Source organism: Mycobacterium sp. Marseille-P9652 (assembly GCF_902652685.1).
Classification (GTDB): Bacteria; Actinomycetota; Actinomycetes; order Mycobacteriales; family Mycobacteriaceae; genus Mycobacterium.
Genome location: NZ_CACRUY010000030.1, coordinates 1 through 20110, shown reverse-complemented (window position 1 = coordinate 20110; position 20110 = coordinate 1). Strand labels below are relative to the sequence as shown.

The window sequence follows — 20110 nt, the reverse complement described above, 5'->3', positions numbered from 1 at the left end:
TCGTCCTCGCTTCTCGGGTCAGTTGGAGTTCAGATCATCCGGCGCGGAAAGCGTTCCCCGCACCGCCGTCGCCGCGGCGCGCGCCGGCGACACGAGGTGCGTGCGCCCGCCTTTGCCCTGCCGCCCTTCGAAGTTGCGGTTGGACGTCGCGGCGCACCGCTCCCCCGGCGCCAGCTGATCGGGGTTCATGCCGAGGCACATCGAGCACCCCGCCTGCCGCCACTCGGCACCGGCGGCGGTGAAAACCTCGCCCAGCCCTTCGGCTTCGGCCTGGGCCCGCACCCGCATGGAACCGGGGACCACGAGCATCCGCACCCCGGGGGCCACCGTGCGCCCGCGCAGGATGTCCGCCACCGCGCGCAGGTCCTCGATACGACCGTTGGTGCACGACCCGACGAACACCGCGTCGACGCCGATGTCGCGCATCGGCGTCCCCGGGCGAAGGTCCATGTACGCCAAGGCTTTCTCCGCGGCCTGGCGCTCGCCGTCGTCCGGCATCAATTCGGGGTCCGGGACGGCCGCCGACAGCGGCACCCCCTGGCCCGGGTTGGTGCCCCACGTGACGAACGGGCTCAGCGCGGTGGCGTCGAGATAGACCTCGGTGTCGAACTCGGCGCCGTCGTCGGTGCGGAGCTGACGCCAGTACGCCATCGCCGCGTCCCACTCCGCGCCCGTCGGGGCGTGCGGCCGGCCGCGCAGGTATTCGTAGGTCACGTCGTCGGGCGCGACCATGCCCGCCCGGGCGCCGGCTTCGATGCTCATGTTGCACACCGTCATGCGCCCTTCCATGGACAGCGATTCGATGGCGCTGCCGCGGTATTCGATGACGTGGCCCTGCCCGCCGCCGGTGCCGATCTTCGCGATGAGCGCCAAGATGATGTCCTTGGCGGTGACCCCGGCGGGCAGGCGCCCGTCGACGTTGACAGCCATCGTCTTGAACGGCCGCAGCGGCAAGGTCTGCGTGGCCAGCACGTGCTCGACCTCCGAGGTGCCGATCCCCATCGCCAGTGCGCCGAAAGCGCCGTGCGTCGAGGTGTGGCTGTCGCCACACACGATCGTCATTCCCGGTTGGGTGAGGCCCAATTGGGGCCCCACCACGTGCACGATGCCCTGGTCGATGTTGCCCATCGGGTAGAGGCGGATGCCGAATTCGGCGCAGTTGTGCCGCAGCGTCTCGACCTGGGTGCGCGACACCGGATCGGCGATCGGCTTGTCGATGTCGATCGTGGGCACGTTGTGGTCCTCGGTGGCCAGAGTGAGATCCGGGCGCCGCACCGGGCGGCCGGCCAGGCGCAGGCCGTCGAAAGCCTGCGGGCTGGTGACCTCGTGGACCAGATGCAGGTCGATGTAGATCAAGTCGGGGGCATCGGCTTGCCCCGAGTCCCCGCCGCGCACCACAACGTGGTCGTCCCAGACCTTCTCGGCCAACGTGCGCGGCCGGCCGGCCGCTTGGGTGTCGGACCCCATCTCGAATTCGCCCCTATTCGGTGATTTCGGCTGTCATCTCATAATATGAGACGCTAATATCTTCTTATGAGACAGCATAGCGGCATCGGCGTCCTCGACAAAGCCGTCGTGGTGCTGCACACGGTCGCGGAATCGCCCTGTGCGCTGGCCGAACTGTGTGAGCGCACCGCCCTGCCCCGGGCCACCGCATACCGGTTGGCCGCCGCCCTGGAAGTCCACCGCCTGCTGACGCGCGACGACGAGGGCCGCTGGCGCCTCGGTCCCGCCGTCACCGAATTGGCCGCGCGGGTGAACGACCCCCTGCTCGCCGCGAGCGCGGCGGTGCTTCCCCTGCTGCGGGAGACGACCGGGGAAAGCGTGCAGCTGTACCGCCGAGAGGGGACCTCGCGGGTGTGCATCGCCGCCCTGGAACCGGCTGCCGGCCTTCGCGATACCGTTCCGGTCGGGGCGCGGTTGCCGATGACGGCGGGTTCGGGGGCCAAGGTGCTGCTGGCTTACAGCGACGCCGCCACCCAGAAGGCCGTGCTGCCGTCGGCGAAATTCACCGACCGGGCCCTGGCCGACGTGCGGCGGCGCGGCTGGGCGCAGAGCGTGGCCGAGCGCGAGCCCGGCGTGGCCAGCGTGTCGGCTCCGGTGCGTGACGCGCGCGGTGCCGTGATCGCCGCCATATCGGTGTCGGGGCCCGTCGACCGCATCGGCCGGCGCCCGGGTGCACGCTGGGCCGCCGACCTGTTGTCGGCCTCCGAGGCGCTGACGCGCCGGCTCTAGATTTCGCGGCGTCCAGACTGCGCTCAGCGCGCTGCTACCCGCGACCCGGGCGCGCTGGCCGCAGTGTGGATGCCACGCCTGCAGACTCGAAGCCGTCAGTGCGCACGCGTCGCGCGCCACCTGACACACTGACGCGATGGGAACGAATCAGCGCGCGAGCATTGTGATGTCCGAGGACGAGATTGCCGATTTCGTCGTGAAGAGCCGCACGGGCACGCTGGCCACCGTGGGCCCCGACGGCCAGCCTCACCTCACCGCGATGTGGTACGCCGTCGTCGACGGCGAGATCTGGCTGGAGACCAAAGCCAAGTCGCAGAAGGCGGTCAACCTCAAGCGGGACCCGCGCGTGAGTTTCCTCATCGAGGACGGCAACACCTACGACACGCTGCGGGGCGTGTCGTTCGAGGGGGTCGCGGAGATCGTCGACGACCCCGACGTCTCGCACCGCGTCGGCGTCAGCGTCTTCGAACGCTATACGGGCCCCTACAGCGACGACATGAAGCCGTTCGTCGAGCAGATGATGAACAAGCGGGTGTGCGTGCGCATCGTGCCCCGCCGGGCGCGTTCGTGGGATCACCGCAAGCTGGGCCTGCCACCGATGCCGGTGGGCGGGTCGACGGCGCCGGCCGCGCAATAGTCCCGGGCCTTCGACACCGAGAAAACGCAAATCACCCAATTTCGGTGCCGAAATGGGTGATTTGCGCTGCTCGCCAGTTTTGTAGCCCCGATGGGATTCGAACCCACGCTACCGCCGTGAGAGGGCGGCGTCCTAGGCCGCTAGACGACGGGGCCAGAACTGATCCGAGGTGTCAGCATAGCCGACGGCGGAAAGCCCACCTAATCGCCTGCATCGGTCCGCCTCGGTCGAGATTTGGCTGGGGTACCAGGACTCGAACCTAGAATGGCTGAACCAGAATCAGCTGTGTTGCCAATTACACCATACCCCATTGTCGGCCTATAACCGCAGGTCACAACCGCTTTCGCGGGCCGATTGAGCGCCCTTGAACCGCTGTGGCCCGCCGTCGGCGGCCGCAGAGCAGACTACCAAAAAATCAGCGGGCCTCGTCGCGGGCATCGCGCAACCGCCCCAGGCTGCGGTCGCGGCCCAGCAATTCCAACGATTCGAACAACGGCGGGCTGATCGTGGTTCCGGTGACGGCCACGCGTATCGGGCCGAACGCCTTGCGCGGCTTGAGCGCGAGACCCTCGATGAGCGCGGCTTTGAGGGCCGTCTCGATGTGGGCCGTCGTCCAGTCCCCCACACCCTCGAGCGCGGCCAGGGCCGCGTCGAGGACGGCACCCGCGTCCGGGCCCAGCTCCTTGGCGGCCGCCTTCGGGTCGATCGCGTACTCGTCGTCGTTGAGGAACTTGAGCAGGTCCCAGGCGTCCGCGAGCACCACGATGCGGGTCTGCACGAGGTCAGCGGCGGTGGCGAACGCCTGGTCGTCGAGACCGAGGCGGTATCCGTGGACGTCCAAGTAGTCGCGCAGCCGGCCCGCGAAATCCGCGGGGTCGAGCATGCGGATGTGCTCGGCGTTGAGCGCGTCGGCCTTCTTCTGGTCGAACCGGGCGGGGCTCGAGTTGACGTCGACGACGTCGAAGGCGGCCACCATCTCGTCGAGGCTGAAGATGTCGTGGTCGTCAGCGATCGCCCACCCCAGCAGCGCAAGGTAATTCAGCAGCCCCTCGGGGATGAAGCCGCGGTCGCGGTGCGCGAACAGATTCGACTGCGGGTCGCGCTTGGACAGCTTCTTGGTGCCCTCGCCCAACACCGTTGGCAGGTGGGCGAACTGCGGTGTGCGCTCCGCGACGCCGATCCGGATCAGCGCCTGATACAGCGCGAGCTGGCGCGGCGTCGACGGCAGCAGGTCCTCGCCGCGCAGCACGTGGGTGATCTTCATCAGCGCGTCGTCGACCGGGTTGACCAACGTGTACAACGGTTCTCCGTTGGCCCGCGTCAGCGCGAAGTCGGGCATGGTGCCCGCGGCGAACGAGGTGGTGCCGCGCACCAGGTCGTCCCACCAGAGGTCCTCGTCGGGCATCCGCAGGCGCACCACCGGCTGGCGGCCCTCGGCCAGGTAGGCCGCGCGCTGCGCATCGGTCAGGTCGCGGTCGAAGTTGTCGTAGCCCAGCTTGGGGTTGCGGCCCGCCGCGACGTGCCGGGCCTCGACCTCCTCGGGCGTCGAGAAGGCGTGGTAGGCCTCACCGGTCTCGAGCAGCCTGGCCACCACGTCGCGGTAGATCTCCCGGCGCTCCGACTGCCGGTACGGGCCGTACGGCCCGCCGACCTCCGGGCCCTCGTCCCAGTCCAGGCCGAGCCAGCGCAGCGCGTCGAGCAGCGCCAGGTAGCTTTCCTCGGTGTCGCGCTGGGAGTCGGTGTCCTCGATGCGAAACACGAAGGTGCCGCCGGTGTGTCGCGCGTAGGCCCAGTTGAACAGCGCCGTGCGCACCATCCCGACGTGGGGCGTGCCGGTGGGCGACGGGCAGAACCGGACTCGGACGTCGGTGGGTGCGGTCACGACTTTCCTTTGCGTACCACCGGATTCGACAGCGTGCCGATGCCCTCGATCGTGACGGAGACGGTGTCTCCGTCCTCGATGGGGCCGACGCCCGCCGGGGTTCCGGTGAGAATCAGGTCCCCGGGCAGCAGGGTCATCACGGCCGAGATCCACTCGATGATGTCGCCGACGTCGTGAATCATCAGCGACGTCCGGCTGTTCTGCTTGACGTCGCCGTTGACGTCGGTGCGCAGTTCGAGGTCCGACGGGTCGACATCGGTGACGATCCACGGTCCCATCGGACAGAACGTGTCGTGCCCCTTGGCCCGGGTCCACTGGCCGTCGGCCTTCTGCTGGTCGCGCGCCGACACGTCGTTGGCGATCGTGTACCCGAGGATGTTCTCGGCGGCGCGGGCGGCGGGGACGTCCTTGCACGGCCTGCCGATGACGGCGGCCAGCTCCCCCTCGAAGTGCACCGGTGATGCGTTGGCCGGCAACCGGATCGGCGCGTTCGGTCCGATGATCGCGGTATTGGGCTTGAGGAAGATCACCGGATCGGCCGGCGCCGGGCCCGTCAGTTCGCTCATCTCGGCGATGTGGTCGGCGTAGTTCTTCCCGACGCACACGACCTTGCCGGCCAGGATGGGTGCCAGCAGCCGGACGTCGGCGAGCGGCCACGAGCGGCCGGTGAACGTCGGTGTGCCGAACGGGTGCTCGGCGATCTCGCGGGCCGTCATTGCGGAGGCGTCGCCCGGTTCGCCCTCGATGCTGACGAAGGCGACACCGTCCGGGCTGGCGATTCGACCGAGGCGCATTTGTTTGAGCCTAGTCGGCGGGTGATTCGCGACCTCGCACAGCGCCTCACCAGCGGTTATCGCGGCGTGTGCCAGCATTGGCTGATGCCGGCGGACACGGGCGCTCACGCGGGCGCCGAGGTGCAACTCAGCTCGGCCGGGCGCTGGCGGATCATGCTGCTGTCGCTGTTGGTGACGGCGAGTTCCTTCCTCTTCATCAACGGCGTCGCCTTTCTGATCCCGGAATTGCAGAGCGAGCGCGGCATCCCGCTCGACGAGGCCGGTCTGTTGTCGTCGATGCCGAGCTGGGGCATGGTCGCCACGCTGGTCGCGTGGGGCTACGTGCTCGACCGCGTGGGCGAGCGCGTGGTGATGGCGGCGGGTTCCGCACTCACCGCGGCGGCGGCCTATGCCGCCGCGTGCGCTCATTCGATGGTGCTCACGGGCGTCTATCTGTTCCTCGGCGGGATGGCGGCGGCCAGTTGCAACACCGCGGGCGGCCGGCTGGTGTCCGGCTGGTTCCCCCCGCACCAGCGGGGGCTGGCGATGGGCTTCCGCCAGACCGCCCAGCCCCTGGGAATCGCGTTGGGCGCGCTGGTGATTCCCGAGCTGGCCGAACACGGGACCCGCGCCGGGCTGACGTTTCCGGCCGTGGCCTGCGGGGTGGGCGCGCTTGCCGCCGTGGTCGGCATCGTGGACCCGCCGCGGAAACGCCGGGAGGCGGCCAGCGACCTCGAACTCGCCAGCCCGTACCGGGGATCGTTGGTGCTCTGGCGAATTCACGGGGTGGCGGGGCTGATGATGATGCCTCAGACGGTCACCGTGACGTTCATGCTGGTGTGGCTGATCCGGAATCTGCACTGGTCGGTGGCGGCCGCCGGCGGCCTCGTCACGCTCTCGCAGCTGCTGGGTGCGCTCGGGCGGATCATGGTGGGCCGCTGGTCGGACCGGGTGGGCTCGCGGATGCGACCGGTCCGGCTCATCAGCGCGGCCGCGGCGGTGACGCTCTTCCTGCTGGCCTGGGCCGACTTCATCAATTCGTGGTGGCAGGCGCCGATGATGGTCGTCGTATCGGTGATCGCTCAACTCGACAACGGGTTGGAGGCAACGGCCATCACCGAATTCGCGGGACCGTTCTGGAGCGGACGCGCGCTGGGCATCCAGAACACCACCCAGCGGGTGGTGGCCGCCGCGGGACCGCCGATCTTCGGCGGCCTGATCGGCGCGGCGACGTACCCGCCGGCCTGGCTGCTGTGCGGCGTCTTCCCGCTGCTGGCAGTGCCCTTGGTGCCCGCCCGGCTGCTGCCACCCGGACTGGAGACTAGAGCGCGGCGGCAATCCGTTCGCCGACATCGGTGGTGGCGCGCCGTTCGTTCCCACGCGTCGCCAGATAATGTGCGACGGCCCGGTCCACCCTCGTAGCGGCGTCGTCCTCGTGCAGGTGCGCGAGCAGCAGCGCCACCGACATGATGGCGGCGGTCGGATCGGCGACGCCCTGACCGGCGATGTCGGGCGCACTGCCGTGCACCGGCTCGAACATCGACGGGTTGGTCCGCGTCGCGTCGATATTTCCGCTGGCGGCCAAGCCGATTCCGCCGCACACCGCCGCGGCGAGGTCGGTGATGATGTCGCCGAACAGGTTGTCGGTGACGATCACGTCGAAGCGCCCCGGGTCGTTGACGAGGAAGATGGTGGCGGCGTCGACGTGTTGGTAGGCGACCTCGACGTCGGGGTAGTCGCGACCGACCTCGGAAACGATGCGCGTCCACAGCTTCCCGGCGAACGTGAGCACGTTGTTCTTGTGCACGAGGGTCAGGTGCTTGCGGCGCCGCCGAGCGCGCTCGAACGCGTCGACCACCACCCGCCGCACGCCGAACGCCGTGTTCAGGCTGACCTCGGTGGCGACCTCGTGAGGCGTCCCGGCGCGGATGGCGCCGCCGGTGCCGGTGTAGGGCCCTTCGGTTCCCTCGCGGACGACGACGAAGTCGATGTCCGGATTGCCGGCGAGCGGACTGCTCACCCCGGGATACAGCCGCGCCGGCCGCAGATTCACGTGGTGGTCGAGCTCGAAACGCAGGCGCAGCAACAGGCCTCGCTCGAGCACGCCGCTCGGCACCGACGGATCGCCGATCGCCCCGAGCAGGATGGCGTCGTGCTCGCGCAGCTCGCCGAGCACGGAGTCGGGCAGCAGCTCACCCGTCGCGTGATAGCGCCGGGCACCGAGGTCGTAGTCGGTCTTCTCGACGCCCGGCAGCACGGCGTCCAGAACTTTGACCGCCTCGCCCACGACCTCCGGCCCGATCCCGTCGCCGGCGATAACGGCCAACTTCATCGGCGCCGCTCCTCCTCATCACGTCGTTCTGCATCGTCGCCGGCGCGCTTCACGACAGATCAACCACCTCGAGCTTGTTCGCGCCGACCGACGCCGCGATCGCCGACCGCACGTCCTCGGGCACGTCCCGGTCGAGGCGCAGCACGATCGTCGCGCTCGGGCCCTCGGCGTCCTCCGACAGCTGCGCAGCGTGAATGTTCACCGACGCACCGCCCAGCAGGGTGCCGATCTTGCCCAGCGCGCCGGGCTGGTCGTGGTAGTTGATGACCAGGTTGGTGCCCTCGGCGCGCATGTCGAAGTGGCGGCCGTTGATCTGCACGATCTTCTCCACCTGCTGCGGCCCGGAAAGCGCCCCGGCGACGGTGACGGAGGAGCCGTCGGGGGCGACGGCCCGCACCTCGACGACGCTTCGGTAGTTGGGGCTCTCGGTGGCCGTGGCGATTTCGGCGGTGACGCCACGCTCGTCCGCCAAAGCCGGCGCGTTGACGAAGGTCACCGGACCGTCCATGACGGCCGAGAACAGCCCCCGCAGCGCCGAAAGCTTCAGGATCTCAACGTCTTCGGATGCCAGCTCGCCACGCACCTGGACGGACAGCGAAACCGGGGGCCCGTCGGACAGCTTGGCGGCCAGCACGCCCAGCTTGGTCACCAGGTCCAGCCAGGGGGCCACCTCCTCGTTGACCACCCCGCCGCCGACGTTGACCGCATCGGGCACGAATTCACCGGCGAGCGCCAGCTTCACGCTCGCGGCGACGTCCGTGCCCGCGCGGTCCTGCGCCTCGGCTGTGGACGCGCCCAGGTGCGGCGTGACCACCACCTGCGGCAGCTCGAACAGCGGGCTGTCGGTGCACGGCTCCTTGGCGAACACGTCGAGGCCGGCCGCGCGCACGTGGCCGCTGCCGATCGCCTCCGCCAGCGCCGCCTCGTCCACGAGCCCGCCCCGGGCGGCGTTGACGATGATGACCCCCGGCTTGGTCTTCGCCAGCGCCTCCTTGCCGATCAGCCCGGCGGTCTCCGGGGTCTTCGGCAGGTGCACGGAGATGAAGTCGGCGCGCGCCAGCACGTCGTCGAGGGACAACAGTTCGATGCCCAGCTGCGCGGCGCGGGCCGGCGACACGTAGGGGTCGTAGGCGATCAGGTCGGCGCCGAAGGCCGCCAGGCGCTGGGCGACCAGCTGGCCGATGCGGCCCAGGCCCACGACACCGACCGTCTTGCCGAAGATCTCGGTGCCGGAGAACGACGACCGCTTCCAGGTGTGGGCGCGCAGCGAGGCGTCGGCGGCCGGGATCTCGCGGGCGGCGGCCAGCAGGAGGGCCAGGGCATGCTCGGCGGCGCTGTGGATGTTCGACGTGGGGGCGTTCACCACGAGCACACCGCGCTCGGTGGCGGCGTCCACATCGACGTTGTCCAGCCCCACCCCGGCGCGGGCGACGATCTTGAGCTTGGGCGCCGCGGCGAGCACCTCGGCGTCGACGGTGGTCGCCGAGCGCACCAGCAGCGCGTCGGCCTCGGGAACCGCCGCCAGCAGCTTCTCGCGGTCCGGCCCGTCCACCCAGCGCACCTCGACCTGGTCTCCCAGCGCTGCGACGGTTGATTGGGCGAGTTTGTCGGCGATCAATACAACAGGCAGATTCACCCGGACAGACTATCGGCTGCCATCGGGGCGTTCGCGTCGCCGTCGTCGCGGCGGACACCGCGCGATCGGCGAACCACATCCGCCACAGGAGTCTCCGGCCGGGCTTCCCGCGGTGGGCGCACCCGGCCCCGGCTTACGATGACGCCGTGACGAAACTGGCTGTCATCTACTACTCCGCGACGGGACACGGCACCTCGATGGCGCGGCGCGTCGCCGCGACGGCCGAGTCGGCCGGCGCCGAGGTCCGCCTCCGGCACGTCGCCGAAACCCAGCAGCCGGAATCGTTCGCGCACAACCCGGCGTGGACCGCGAATTACGAAGCGACAAAGGACCTTCCCGCGGCCACCGGCGACGACATCGTGTGGGCGGACGCGGTGATCTTCGGCTCCCCCACCCGCTTCGGTTCTCCCGCAGCGCAATTGCGGGCGTTCCTGGACTCGCTGGGCGGCTTCTGGGCGCAGGGCAAGCTGGCAGACAAGGTCTACGCGGCCTTCACGTCGTCCAACACCCTGCACGGCGGTCAGGAGACCACGCTGCTCAGCCTTTACATCACGCTGATGCATTTCGGCGGCATCATCGTGCCGCCCGGATACACCGACCCGGTGAAGTTCGTCGACGGCAACCCGTACGGGGTGAGCTTGGTGTCGACGCACCACAACATCGACCAGTGCGACGAGGCCACCGAGAATGCGCTGGACCACCTTGCGCGCCGGGTGGTTTCGATCGCCGGTCACCTGGCGGGCTGACGATCGTGGCCGGCGACGTCATCGGCACGGCGCGACGGATCGGGTCGGTGCCGAACACGGTCGCACCCCTGTTCGCCGTTGGCGACCTCGAACTGTACGAAGTGGATCCGCCGTTGTGCGGATACCGAATCGTCGCGGCCTCGAAATCGATGTGGGCGGTCAGCATTCAGAGCCCACCCGCTCCGCCCGAGGATCCCGTTTCGACGGCGCTGTACGGGGTGACCGGCGGCGAGGCGCTGCAGATCGTGTCCGAGCACAAGTTGCCCGGCAGTGCCGACGGCAGATCCCCCGCCCGGGCGCTCGGCGACATGGGATACCGGGTGCTGTAACCCCATTCGCCGACCGCTCGGCGTCCGAAGACTAGGCGGTCTCGGTGATCGGCCGGTCGACCCAGCTCATCAGGTCGCGCAGCTTCTTGCCGGTCACCTCGATGGGGTGCTCGGCGTTCTCCTTGCGCAGCTGCTCGAGCTGCTTGTTGCCGCCCTCGATGTTGGCCACGAGCTTCTTGACGAACGTGCCGTCCTGGATCTCGCGCAGGATCTCGCGCATCCGGTCCTTCGTGCCGGCGTCGATGATCCGCGGGCCGGACAGGTAGCCGCCGAACTCGGCGGTGTCGGACACCGAATAGTTCATCCGCGCGATGCCGCCCTCGTACATCAGGTCGACGATCAGCTTCAGCTCGTGCAGCACCTCGAAGTACGCCATCTCCGGCGGGTAGCCCGCCTCGACCATCACGTCGAAACCGGCCTTCACCAATTCCTCTGTGCCGCCGCACAACACGGCCTGCTCGCCGAACAGGTCGGTCTCGGTCTCGTCCTTGAAAGTGGTCTTGATGACCCCGGCCCGGGTACCGCCGATGCCCTTGGCGTACGACAGGGCCAGCGCCTCGCCCTGACCGGTCGGGTCCTGGTCGACGGCGATCAGGCAGGGCACGCCCTTGCCGTCGACGAACTGGCGGCGCACCAGGTGGCCGGGACCCTTGGGCGCAACCATCGCGATGGTGACGTTCGCGGGCGGCTTGATCAGCCCGAAGTGGATGTTGAGGCCGTGCCCGAAGAACAACGCGTCGCCGTCGTTGAGGTTGGGCTCGATGTCGCTGGCGAAGATGTCGGCCTGCGCGGTGTCGGGCGCCAGCAGCATGATCACGTCGGCCCACTTGGCGACCTCGGCGGGCGTGTCGACGTCCAGGCCCTGCTCTTGGACCTTGGCCCGCGACTTCGAGCCCTCCTTGAGCCCCACGCGCACCTGAACGCCGGAGTCGCGCAGGCTCAGCGAGTGCGCGTGCCCCTGGCTGCCGTAGCCGATCACACCGACCTTGCGGCCCTGAATGATCGACAGGTCCGCGTCGTCGTCGTAGAACATTTCCAATGCCACTGCGTGATTCCTTTTCGTTTGATGAGTTACTTGGCGGCGCCGATACCGCGCGGACCGCGCGACAGCGACACCACTCCCGATTGCACGATTTCCCGGATGCCGAACGGCTCGAGCACCCGCAGCAGCGCCTCGATCTTGCCGCGGTTGCCGGTGGCCTCGATGGTCAGCGCTTCCGTCGACACGTCGATCACCTTGGCGCGGAACAGGTTCACGGCCTCGATCACCTGACTGCGGCTCCCGGCGTCGGCGCGAACCTTGATCAGCGCCAGCTCGCGGGAGACCGAGTTGTCCTCGTCGAGCTCGATGATCTTGATGACGTTGATCAACTTGTTGAGCTGCTTGGTGATCTGCTCGAGCGGCGTCTCCTCCGCGGATACCACGATCGTCATCCGCGACATGTCCTTCTGCTCGGTGGGGCCGACCGCCAGCGACTGGATGTTGAACCCGCGCCGCGAGAACAACGCCGCGATGCGGGCGAGCACACCGGGCTTGTCTTCCACGAGCACCGACAGCGTATGCGTAACCGTACCCATCAGGCGTGCCCCTCGCTCTCGTCGTCGAAGAGCGGGCGGATGCCGCGGGCGGCCTGGATCTCGTCGTTGCTGGTGCCGGCGGCGACCATGGGCCACACCTGCGCGTCGGCGCCGACGATGAAGTCGATGACGACGGGCCGGTCGTTGATCGCCCGCGCCTGGTTGATCACGTCGACCACGTCTTCTTCACGCTCGCAACGCAATCCGACGCAGCCCAGCGCCTCGGCCAGCTTCACGAAGTCAGGGATGCGGTGCGAGTGCGTGGCGAGGTCCGTCTGCGAGTAGCGCTCCTCGTAGAACAGGCTCTGCCACTGGCGCACCATGCCCAGGTTCCCGTTGTTGATGAGCGCCACCTTGATCGGCACCCCTTCGATCGCGCAGGTGGCCAGCTCCTGGTTGGTCATCTGGAAGCAACCGTCCCCGTCGATGGCCCACACCTCCGCGTCCGGCCGGGCCATCTTGGCGCCCATGGCCGCCGGGACGGCGAACCCCATGGTGCCCAGGCCGCCCGAGTTCAGCCAGGTGCGCGGCTTCTCGTACGAGATGAACTGCGCGGCCCACATCTGGTGCTGGCCGACACCGGCGACGTAGATCGCGTCCGGCCCGGCGATCTGGCCGAGCTTCTCGATCACGTACTCAGGGCTCAGGCTGCCGTCGCTCTGCGGGCCGTAGCTCAGCGGATAGGTCGACTGCACGTCGTCCAGATACGCCCACCAGTCCGTCATGTCGACGCTGCCCGGGATCTCGCGCTGCCGCAGCATCGCGATCAGGTCGGTGATGACGGCCTTGACGTCGCCCACGATCGGGACGTCGGCGTGCCGGTTCTTTCCGATCTCGGCCGGGTCGATGTCGGCGTGGATGACCTTGGCCTCCGGCGCGAAGGTGTCGAGCTTTCCGGTCACCCGGTCGTCGAAGCGGGTGCCCAGCGCGATCAGCAGGTCGCTGCGCTGCAGCGCCGCCACCGCGGCGACAGTGCCGTGCATGCCGGGCATGCCCAGGTGCTGGCGGTGGCTGTCCGGGAATGCGCCGCGCGCCATCAGCGTGGTGACGACGGGAATGCCGGTCAGCTCGGCCAGCTCGCGCAGTTCCTCGGTCGCGTCGCCGCGGATCACGCCGCCGCCCACGTAGAGCACCGGCTTGCGGGCGGCCGCGATCAGCTTGGCGGCCTCGCGGACCTGCCGGCTGTGCGGCTTGGTGTTCGGCTTGTAGCCCGGCAGCTCCATCCGCGGCGGCCAGTGGAACGTGCACTGGCCCTGCAGCACGTCCTTGGGGATGTCGACGAGCACGGCTCCGGGCCGGCCCGAGGCGGCGATGTGGAACGCCTCCGCGATGACCTGAGGGATCTCGTCGCCGGAGCGAACCAGGAAGTTGTGCTTGGTGATCGGCATCGTGATGCCCGAGATGTCGGCCTCCTGGAAGGCGTCCGTCCCGATCAGGGTGCGGCCGACCTGCCCGGTGATCGCGACCACCGGGATCGAGTCCATCTGCGCGTCGGCCAGCGGGGTCACCAGGTTGGTGGCGCCGGGACCCGACGTGGCCATCATGACGCCCACCTTGCCGGTGGCGTGGGCGTAGCCGCTGGCGGCGTGGCCGGCGCCCTGCTCGTGGCGGACGAGCACGTGGCGCAGCTTCTTCGAGTCGAACAGCGGGTCGTAGACGCGGAGCACGGCGCCGCCGGGGATGCCGAAGATGACCTCGACGCCCAGTTCCTCCAGCGACCGGATCACTGACTGCGCACCGGTGAGTTGCTCGGGCGCAACGCGTTTGGGGTGCGCGGTGGGGGCGGCCGCGGGGGTTTCGGCGGCGTCCGAAGCGATTTCGGCCGCGCGCGGCTGCGCGGCGTGCGGCCTGGCGGGTGCGCTCACGTGAAGTCCTCTTGTCCTCTTGGTCTTAAGTTCGACAGTCTCGTACGCAAGAAAAAACCCCCGTCAGCTGGCTGCTGTACGAGGGTCGCGTTGGTGCTGGATCGCTGCGGAATGCTGACGAAGCTAGTCAGGCACCAACGCGCCGACTGATTACTACGAGCATCCCGGGCTTTCCGGCGGTATCCATAGTGTCCGAAGGTAGCCTTCGCACAGCTCAGCCGTCAAATCCGCCGCCCGTTCGCGCGGGTGGGATGATGCGTGGGTGGTTACTGCCTCACCCGTCGTGATCAAGGTTTCCCCCATGGCGCACCTCGCCGTCGGCTATCTGACCCTGGGATTGCTGATCCCGGTCCTGGTGTGGCCGGCGTCGGTGCCGCTGCTGATCATCCCCGTCGCGCTGTCGGCGCTGATCGTCCGGCTGCGCACCGTGGCCGACGGCGAGGGCGTGACAGTTCGCACGCTGTTCAAGAGCCGCACGGTCCGTTGGGAGGACATCGACGGGCTGCGCTTCCACCGCGGCAACTGGGCGCGGGCCCGCCTCAAGGACGGCGGCGAGCTGCGCCTGCCGGCGGTGACGTTCGCGACGCTGCCGGAGCTGACCGAGGCGAGCGCGGGACGGGTGCCCAACCCGTATCAGTGACGGCTCAGGCGATCGGGTTGACGCCGTTGAGCAGGATCCACACGCCGACGCCGGCGGCGATGCCGGCGAGCAGGGCCACGAACGACCCGATGAACGGTCGATGGGCCCAACCCCGCCCGGCGTCCAGGCCGTAGCGCCCGGGCCCGCAGAGGATCACGGCCGCGGCGAGCAGGATCAGGGTGATCTGGTACTCGTGCCCCTGCGGCAGGAAGTAGGACAACGCATGCCCGCGCGAGTTGCCCGAGACGGTCGCCAGCAGGCCGTTGATCAGGAACGCCAGCGCCCCGGCGGCGGCCACCGGGGTGAACAGCCCCAGCACCAGCAGGACACCCGCCACGAGCTCGCCGCCCGCGCTGACATATGCCAGCACGTCGGCGTGCTGGTAGCCGACGTCCGACAGGGAGTTGCGCAGCCCGGTCACGCCCCCGCTGCCGCTCCAGCCGAACAGCTTCTGCAGGCCGTGCGCGGCCAGCACGACGCCCAACCCGACGCGCAGCACCAGCAAACCCAGGTGCTGGGTGCCGCGGCGCCCGCCGGCGGGCGTCCGATCGCGGTCCTCATCGCCGTCGATGTGGGTGGGCTCGGTGGCCGAGATGGGCGCCGCCTGCGCCGGCGACGCCGGCTGTACGTACGGCAGCGGTTCCTGGTGATCGAGGACGTTGTACGGGGAGGATCCGGTGCCGTGGGCCTGACCGGGGTCCTGGTACGGGATGACGGTGGTGGTCCCGAAGTCGCCCGGATACCCGACCGGCGTCAGGTCGTCTTCGGGGTCGACCACGCGCGCCGAGGCGGGGCGACCCGGGGTCGGCGGCGGCGATTCGCCGGGCCGCTGCCAATGTGCGTCATGCGGTTGACTGGTCACGGGTGTCAGGGTAAGGGCAAAAGGTCCTGAATCCGCGTATTGACCGGCGCTTTCGCCGCCTCAATTGCCGCGAGCGCGCCAAACCGGGCCAAAATGGCCCCAAATCGCCGCACCGGCGGTTCCGCGCTGCCGAAAAGCGGCGCCGGACGGTACCCGTGCCGGTCAGCGTCTCGAGGCACGCGACCCGGGCGTGTGGCGGCGACGCCCGCCCTGTCCGTAGCCTGTCGGTCATGCGGATACGGCGGTCGGTCGCACGCGGGCTCGCCGCGCTGTGCGCGGTCGTGCTGGCGTCGAGCGGGTGCGCGCGGTTCAACGACGCGGCGTCCCAGCCGTTCACCACCGCTCCCGAGCTCAAGCCGCAGCCCAGCTCGACGCCTCCCCCGCCGCCGCCGTTGCCGCCCACACCGTTTCCGAAGGCGTGCCCGGCCCCGGGCGTGATGCAGGGCTGCCTGGAGAGCACCAGCGGACTCATCATGGGCCCCGACAGCAAAACCGCACTGGTCGCCGAACGCACCACCGGGGCCGTCAAGGAGATCGCCGTCAACGCCGAACCGAAGGTGAAGGTGGTCATCCCGGTCGACCCGTCCGGCGACGGCGGGCTGATGGACATCGTGCTGTCGCCCACCTACAACCAGGACCGCCTGATGTACGCCTACATCAGCACGCCGACCGACAACCGGGTCATCCGCATCGCCGACGGCGACATCCCGAAGGACATCCTGACCGGCATCCCGAAGGGCGCCACCGGGAACACCGGGGCGCTGATCTTCACCAGTCCGACCACGCTGGTGGTCATGACGGGCGACGCGGGCAACCCGGCGATGGCTGCCGACCCGAAGTCGTTGGCGGGCAAGGTGCTGCGCATCGAGCAGCCGACGACCATCGGGCAGGCGCCGCCGACGACCGCGTTGTCCGGCGTCGGTGCCGGCGGCGGGCTGTGCACCGACCCCGTCGACGGCTCGCTCTACGTCGCCGACCGGACCCCCACGGCCGACCGGCTGCAGCGCATCACCAAGACCTCGGAGGTCTCGACGGTGTGGACGTGGCCGGACAAGCCGGGCGTGGCCGGTTGCGCGGCGATGGACGGCACCGTTCTGGTCAACCTGATCAACACCAAGCTGACGGTCGCCGTTCGCCTCGCCCCGTCGACCGGTGCGGTGACGGGCGAGCCCGACGTCGTCCGCAAGGACACCCACGCGCACGCGTGGGCGCTACGCATGTCGCCGGACGGAAACGTCTGGGGCGCAACGGTCAACAAGACCGCCGGGGACGCCGAGAAGCTCGACGACGTGGTGTTCCCGCTGTTCCCGCAGGGCGGCGGCTTCCCGCGCAACAACGACGACAAGACCTAGCCCGGCGACGATGCGGGCCGTGTCGGCCCGCTGAGGAGCCGGGCGATCGGGCCTAGACGGGCCCCTCGAGGGTGAACCGCAGGCCGTACTTGCGCGGCTCGGCGGCCGGCTTGTGCAGGACGAACCGCTCGGGCGTCTCCTGGCCCGGGCCGGCGTCCTCGAGGTCGAAGAGGTAGAGCACGTCGTCGTCGCTTTCCGGGGCCCACCCCGCGACCGGTTCCATGATGAAGGCCACGTGATCGCCGATGTCGATCCAGTGGGCCACCCTGCCGACGAACCATGCGATCGCGTCGTCGAGGATCGGCATCCCGCACGGGCCCGCACGCCACGAGCAGCGTTTGAAGGGACCGGCCAGCGCGTCCGGTTCGCCGTCGAACAGTTCGGCCAGGGCGGTCTGGCGTTGCGCCAGCACGTGAACCGCCAGGTGCCCGGACCGGCGGGCCACCTCGCAGGTGTGGCTGCTGCGGGGCAGGACGGCCATGAAACTCGGCGGCTGGACGCTGGTTTGGGTGGCGAAGCCGATCAGGCAGCCCGACGGCTGGCCGTCGGCCTGGGTCGTCACCACGAACGCCGGGCCGTCGAGCATGGCCATCAGGTCCTCGAAGGTTTCGTCGACCACGTCAACATCATGAGTCCGCGGGAGCGGTCCCGGGCGTTTTTGCGCCGACTGTGCGTCTCGCGAGGGCGGCTCAGCCCTGCCCGCAGGCCGCCAGGACCAGCTCGCGCACCCGGGCGGCGTCCGCCTGCCCGCGGGTCGCCTTCATCACCGCGCCGACGATCGCGCCCGCGGCGGCCACCTTGCCGCCCCGGATCTTCTCGGCCACATCGGGATTGGCGGCCAGGGCCTCGTCGACGGCGGCCTGGGTGACGGAGTCGTCGCGCACCAGTTCCAGGCCGCGCGCCGCCATCACCTGGTCCGGCTCGCCCTCCCCGGCCAGCACGCCCTCGACCACCTGGCGGGCCAGCTTGTTGGACAGCTTGCCCTCGTCGACCAGCGCGATCACCGCGGCGACCTGCGCGGGGGTGATGGCCAGCTCGTCCAGCGCGATGCCGGCCTCGTTGGCCTTCTGCACGAGGAAGTTGCCCCACCAGGCGCGCGCCTGCTCGCTGGGCGCGCCGTGCTTGACGGTCTCGATCACCAGGTCGACGGCGCCGGCGTTGACGAGATCGCGCATCACCTCGTCGGAAACGCCCCACTCGTCCTGAATCCGCTTGCGGCTCAACCACGGCAGTTCGGGGATCGTCTCGCGCAGCCGATCGACCAGCTCGCGACTGGGCGCGACGGGTTCCAGGTCGGGCTCGGGGAAGTAGCGGTAGTCCTCCGCGGTTTCCTTGGTGCGGCCGGGGCTGGTGTAGCCGGCCTCGTGAAAGTGTCTGGTCTCCTGCGTGATTCGGCCACCGGAGGCCAGAACGGCGGCCTGGCGCTGCATCTCGTAGCGCACGGCGACCTCGACGCTTCTCAGCGAGTTCACGTTCTTGGTCTCCGTGCGCGTGCCGAACTCGGCCGCCCCCTTCGGCTTGAGGGAGACGTTGGAGTCGCAGCGCATCGAGCCCTGATCCATGCGGACGTCGGAAACATCCAAGGCGCGCAGCAGGTCTCGCAGCGCCGTCACGTAGGCGCGGGCGATCTGCGGCGCCTTCTCGCCGGTCCCGACGATGGGCTTGGTGACGATCTCGATGAGCGGCACGCCGGCGCGGTTGTAGTCGAGCAGCGACGTGGTCGCGCCGTGGATCCGGCCGGTCTCGCTGCCCAGGTGGGTCAGCTTGCCGGTGTCCTCTTCCATGTGCGCGCGCTCGATCTCGACCCGCCAGGTGCTGCCGTCCTCCAGCGGCACGTCGAGGTAGCCGTTGATCGCGATCGGCTCGTCGTACTGCGAGATCTGGTAGTTCTTCGGCATGTCCGGGTAGAAGTAGTTCTTGCGGGCGAACCGGCACCACGGCACGATCTCGCAGTTGAGCGCCAGCCCGATCCGGATCGCCGACTCGACCGCGGCCTGGTTGAGCACCGGCAACGACCCGGGCAGCCCCAGGCACACCGGGCACACCTGGGTGTTGGGCTCGCCGCCGAACTTCGTGGAGCAGCCGCAAAACATCTTCGTCGCGGTGGACAGCTCGACGTGCACCTCGAGCCCGAGCACCGGGTCAAAACGCTCGATGACGTCGTCGTAGTCCATCAGCTCGGCGCCGGCGGCAACAGTCATGCCGTCGAGTCTAAAGGTGCTCGTCAGGCGGGACGGCGCGGCGGGCGAGCGGCGACGACGCGCGGGGCGCGCTCCGCGGACGTGCCCGGGAACATGTCGGCCAGCACGGCCGCCATCTCCAGATAGCTGCGCCTGCTCTCCTTGCTCATCCGGTCCAGCGAGATCTGCTTGCCCTCGTGGACGTGCCGGTCGAAGGGCAGCACCACCGTTGCCGCCACCCGAGCGGACAACAGCTCGAGTTCCTTGGCGGCGACATCGTCGACCTTCCCGGGTTGCACATGGTTGATCACGAGAACCGTCGACCTCAACAGCCGGCGATACCCGTTGTGGTGCAACCACTCCAGCGAGGTTCTGGTCTTGCGAACCGCGTCGAGCGCGGTGCTGGTCACCACCACGAGCGCATGAGACTCCGGCAGCACCGCCTCCATCACCGGCGAATTGAGCTCCTTGACGCAGTCGACCAGCACCACCGAATAGTGGTTGCGCAGGATCGACAGCGCCCGGGCGACGTCGCGACGCTCGGGCCGCCAGTCGGTGCGCGCGTAGTCGGGAGGGCCGAGCACCTCGAAGCCCAGGCTGTTCATGAACGTGTGCGCCCGGACGTCGCTGTACTGGGTCACCTTGTCGTCGGCCAGCAGGTCCGCCATGTTCAGCGGGTTGCGGCGGCCGTGCCGCTCCACCAGGTCCCCGGCGTCCATGTCGACGGCCACGACGTGGTCGTCGCGCACATGGGCAAAGCTCGAGCCCAGCGCCTCCACGGCCGCCGTCTTGCCGACCCCGCCCTTCAGGTTCAGCACCGCGATCGGGAACGCGGCACCCACCGGCTTGCGGATCCGGGCGCGCAGTTCCTGCTCGTAGCCGGAGCGCTTGCCCGCGATCCCGGTCACCCGGGACACCACGTCTCGCCAGCCGGAACCGCCCGAACCGTCGGGCTCCGGCTCGTCCAGGCTGTCGAGCGCGGTGCCGCCCGGCAAGCGGTCGCGGCGTGGCCGGGACGGCAGTCGCGGCGCCGGAGCCGGTCGGCCTCGCGCAGCGACTGCCG

19 protein-coding genes and 2 tRNA genes are annotated in these 20110 nt (G+C 69.4%); 7 read left to right on the top strand and 14 right to left on the bottom strand.

All coding sequences use genetic code 11. From position 1 onward, the window contains the following. Positions 1-18: 18 nt before the first annotated feature. On the bottom strand, positions 19-1467 hold the full coding sequence (leuC, locus tag GPY60_RS16310; protein ID WP_156688723.1) for a 3-isopropylmalate dehydratase large subunit: 1449 nt from the start codon (positions 1465-1467) through the stop codon (positions 19-21). 66 nt (positions 1468-1533) lie between these two features. On the opposite strand from leuC, the gene GPY60_RS16305 reads away from it, so the two are divergent. Together GPY60_RS16305 and GPY60_RS16300 are read left to right on the top strand one after the other, a co-directional pair. Next, positions 1534-2235 carry an IclR family transcriptional regulator gene (locus tag GPY60_RS16305; RefSeq protein WP_156688722.1) on the top strand — a complete coding sequence of 234 codons (702 nt, stop codon included), beginning with the start codon at positions 1534-1536 and terminating at the stop codon, positions 2233-2235. 136 nt (positions 2236-2371) lie between these two features. Beyond that, the gene (locus GPY60_RS16300) at positions 2372-2872 is read left to right on the top strand and encodes a pyridoxamine 5'-phosphate oxidase family protein (protein WP_156688721.1); all 501 of its coding nucleotides are present in this window, start codon (positions 2372-2374) and stop codon (positions 2870-2872) included. Between the two features lie 82 nt (positions 2873-2954). Here the strand turns inward: GPY60_RS16300 and GPY60_RS16295 are convergent. From GPY60_RS16295 to GPY60_RS16280, 4 genes are all read right to left on the bottom strand, one after another. Continuing rightward, positions 2955-3027 (bottom strand) — tRNA-Glu (locus GPY60_RS16295). An 80-nt stretch (positions 3028-3107) separates the two neighbouring features. Next, positions 3108-3182, bottom strand: a tRNA-Gln gene (locus GPY60_RS16290). A 105-nt stretch (positions 3183-3287) separates the two neighbouring features. Then, complete coding sequence (gene gltX, locus GPY60_RS16285; RefSeq protein WP_156688720.1) at positions 3288-4754, bottom strand: glutamate--tRNA ligase; 1467 nt, start codon at positions 4752-4754, stop codon at positions 3288-3290. Next, complete coding sequence (locus tag GPY60_RS16280) at positions 4751-5548, bottom strand: fumarylacetoacetate hydrolase family protein (RefSeq protein ID WP_156688719.1); 798 nt, start codon at positions 5546-5548, stop codon at positions 4751-4753. Before GPY60_RS16280 ends, gltX begins: the two co-directional genes overlap by 4 nt. An 84-nt stretch (positions 5549-5632) precedes the next feature. Between GPY60_RS16280 and GPY60_RS16275 the strand changes: the two genes are divergently transcribed. Continuing rightward, positions 5633-6949, top strand: a complete 1317-nt coding sequence (locus GPY60_RS16275) for an MFS transporter (protein ID WP_156688718.1) — start codon at positions 5633-5635, stop codon at positions 6947-6949. Here GPY60_RS16275 and GPY60_RS16270 read toward each other — a convergent pair. Then, positions 6849-7859: a 3-isopropylmalate dehydrogenase gene (locus GPY60_RS16270; RefSeq protein WP_156688717.1), complete on the bottom strand. Its 1011-nt coding sequence runs from the start codon at positions 7857-7859 to the stop codon at positions 6849-6851. The two genes, GPY60_RS16275 and GPY60_RS16270, sit on opposite strands and share 101 nt — an antisense overlap. Before the next feature lie 49 nt (positions 7860-7908). Next, complete coding sequence (gene serA / locus GPY60_RS16265) at positions 7909-9495, bottom strand: phosphoglycerate dehydrogenase (protein WP_156688716.1); 1587 nt, start codon at positions 9493-9495, stop codon at positions 7909-7911. A 146-nt stretch (positions 9496-9641) separates the two neighbouring features. Between serA and wrbA the strand changes: the two genes are divergently transcribed. After that, positions 9642-10241: an NAD(P)H:quinone oxidoreductase gene (wrbA, locus tag GPY60_RS16260; protein WP_156688715.1), complete on the top strand. Its 600-nt coding sequence runs from the start codon at positions 9642-9644 to the stop codon at positions 10239-10241. Between the two features lie 5 nt (positions 10242-10246). Then, positions 10247-10570: a hypothetical protein gene (locus tag GPY60_RS16255; RefSeq protein WP_231639687.1), complete on the top strand. Its 324-nt coding sequence runs from the start codon at positions 10247-10249 to the stop codon at positions 10568-10570. A 31-nt stretch (positions 10571-10601) separates the two neighbouring features. Here the strand turns inward: GPY60_RS16255 and ilvC are convergent, their stop codons facing one another. The 3 genes from ilvC to GPY60_RS16240 are packed head-to-tail and all read right to left on the bottom strand — an operon-like array spanning position 10602 to position 14013. Further along, positions 10602-11603 carry a ketol-acid reductoisomerase gene (gene ilvC / locus GPY60_RS16250; RefSeq protein ID WP_156688762.1) on the bottom strand — a complete coding sequence of 334 codons (1002 nt, stop codon included), beginning with the start codon at positions 11601-11603 and terminating at the stop codon, positions 10602-10604. A 38-nt stretch (positions 11604-11641) separates the two neighbouring features. After that, positions 11642-12148, bottom strand: coding sequence for an acetolactate synthase small subunit (gene ilvN / locus GPY60_RS16245; RefSeq protein WP_156688714.1), 507 nt, complete (start codon positions 12146-12148; stop codon positions 11642-11644). Then, complete coding sequence (locus GPY60_RS16240; protein WP_156688713.1) at positions 12148-14013, bottom strand: acetolactate synthase large subunit; 1866 nt, start codon at positions 14011-14013, stop codon at positions 12148-12150. Before GPY60_RS16240 ends, ilvN begins: the two co-directional genes overlap by 1 nt. Positions 14014-14314: 301 nt before the next feature. On the opposite strand from GPY60_RS16240, the gene GPY60_RS16230 reads away from it, so the two are divergent. After that, positions 14315-14653 (top strand): PH domain-containing protein, encoded by a 339-nt coding sequence (locus tag GPY60_RS16230; RefSeq protein ID WP_156688711.1) that lies wholly within the window; start codon positions 14315-14317, stop codon positions 14651-14653. Positions 14654-14657: 4 nt separating this feature from the next. Here the strand turns inward: GPY60_RS16230 and GPY60_RS16225 are convergent, their stop codons facing one another. Beyond that, the gene (locus tag GPY60_RS16225) at positions 14658-15515 is read right to left on the bottom strand and encodes a DoxX family membrane protein (RefSeq protein WP_156688710.1); all 858 of its coding nucleotides are present in this window, start codon (positions 15513-15515) and stop codon (positions 14658-14660) included. Between the two features lie 230 nt (positions 15516-15745). Between GPY60_RS16225 and GPY60_RS16220 the strand changes: the two genes are divergently transcribed. Then, the gene (locus tag GPY60_RS16220) at positions 15746-16867 is read left to right on the top strand and encodes a PQQ-dependent sugar dehydrogenase (RefSeq protein WP_156688709.1); all 1122 of its coding nucleotides are present in this window, start codon (positions 15746-15748) and stop codon (positions 16865-16867) included. Positions 16868-16919: 52 nt separating this feature from the next. On the opposite strand, the gene GPY60_RS16215 is transcribed toward GPY60_RS16220, so the two are convergent. The 3 genes from GPY60_RS16215 to GPY60_RS16205 all read right to left on the bottom strand — a co-directional run. Continuing rightward, positions 16920-17459 (bottom strand): flavin reductase family protein, encoded by a 540-nt coding sequence (locus tag GPY60_RS16215; protein WP_156688761.1) that lies wholly within the window; start codon positions 17457-17459, stop codon positions 16920-16922. 97 nt (positions 17460-17556) lie between these two features. Continuing rightward, positions 17557-19068 (bottom strand): Asp-tRNA(Asn)/Glu-tRNA(Gln) amidotransferase subunit GatB, encoded by a 1512-nt coding sequence (gene gatB, locus GPY60_RS16210; protein ID WP_156688708.1) that lies wholly within the window; start codon positions 19066-19068, stop codon positions 17557-17559. 23 nt (positions 19069-19091) lie between these two features. Next, a partial coding sequence (locus GPY60_RS16205; protein ID WP_231639686.1) for a MinD/ParA family ATP-binding protein occupies positions 19092-20110 on the bottom strand: 1019 nt, incomplete at its 5' end.